The sequence below is a fragment of the Halomonas sp. 72 genome (assembly GCF_052379785.1).
Classification (GTDB): domain Bacteria; phylum Pseudomonadota; class Gammaproteobacteria; order Pseudomonadales; family Halomonadaceae; genus Vreelandella; species Vreelandella citrativorans.
Window position 1 is genome coordinate 1 of the sequence record NZ_JBQSYY010000050.1, and the last position, 1104, is coordinate 1104.

Annotated in this window: 1 protein-coding gene; it reads right to left on the bottom strand. The window is 53.7% G+C overall.

The window, feature by feature from the left end; translation table 11 throughout:
- Nucleotides 1–9 precede the first annotated feature (9 nt).
- Nucleotides 10–1002 (bottom strand): IS30 family transposase, encoded by a 993-nt coding sequence (locus tag ACT3T6_RS17670; RefSeq protein ID WP_193054299.1) that lies wholly within the window; start codon nucleotides 1000–1002, stop codon nucleotides 10–12.
- Between the last annotated feature and the right edge of the window lie 102 nt (nucleotides 1003–1104).

Here is a 1104-nt window from a genome sequence, read left to right on the forward strand (position 1 = left end):
GTCCTGAATTCAACTAATAAGTGCAGCACCTGCGGTTTCTAGTGCTCCTGAATATTCTCCTAAAAACACCTGGGCTGGGGTTCGATATCCCAGCCGCTTTCTGGGTCTATCGTTCAGCTTGTGAACAACGCGTCGCAGCTCTGCATTAGTCACCTTCCGGAAGTCTGTACCTTTCGGAAAATACTGCCTGATCAGGCCGTTGGTGTTCTCGTTTGTCCCACGCTGGCCTGAACAGTAAGGATCACAGAAATACACGGAGGCGCTAACCGCTTTTGCGACCGTCTCGTGGTCTGCAAACTCCGAGCCATTGTCTAGCGTGATCGTCTTCACCGCGCCCCGACGAGGCTTAAGTAAACGGACCATGGCTCTCTGCGTTAGTTCTGCCGTTACCTTTGGCAGACGTGCCGCCAACAAGTAGCCACTTCGTCGCTCTACCAACGTCACTATCCCCGCTTGCTTGTGCCCATAAAGCACCGTGTCGCCTTCCCAGTGACCGATGGTGAGGCGTTTTTCGATAGCAGGTGGCCGATGCTCTATCCCCACACGCTTAGGAATCTTGCCTAGTCCTGCACTTTTGGCATGGGCACGATGTTTACTGCGACGCTTGGGCTGGCGGAGGTGTCGCCACAAATCGCCACCCTTGGCCTTATCGTCCCAGATCAGCGAATAGACCCATTGATGACTAACTCCTATCCCCGTCAACGGCGCCATAAAACCGCTAATCTGCTCTGGACTCCACTCTTCTCTAAGCCTGTCAGCTACGGCATTGATCAGGCTAGGGAGTTGCTTTGTCCACTTCCAGGCGGAGCGGCGTCTCTGATCGCTGTAACGCTGCGCTTGTGCGGGTTCATATCCCTTGGCACCCGAATTACGTCTCAGCTCACGGCTCACGGTACTGCTGTGAATGCCAAGCTGTTGAGCAATCTGACGTTGGCTCAATCCTACATCCCTATGGGCAAAAATTTGATATCGTTGTGCCTGGGTCAGTTGTCGGTATCCCATACTCTGCTTCACTTTGGTCGGTAAGGCGGAGAGGGTACCGCTGCTGGCCCTCCTGCCTCTACCGTATGATCCAAAGTGCTGCAGTTATTCTATGAATTCAGG

Coding starts and splice junctions, on each gene's coding strand:
- ACT3T6_RS17670 (WP_193054299.1), bottom strand. CDS start 1,002: ATGGGATACCGACAACTGACCCAGGCACAACGATATCAAATTTTTGCC.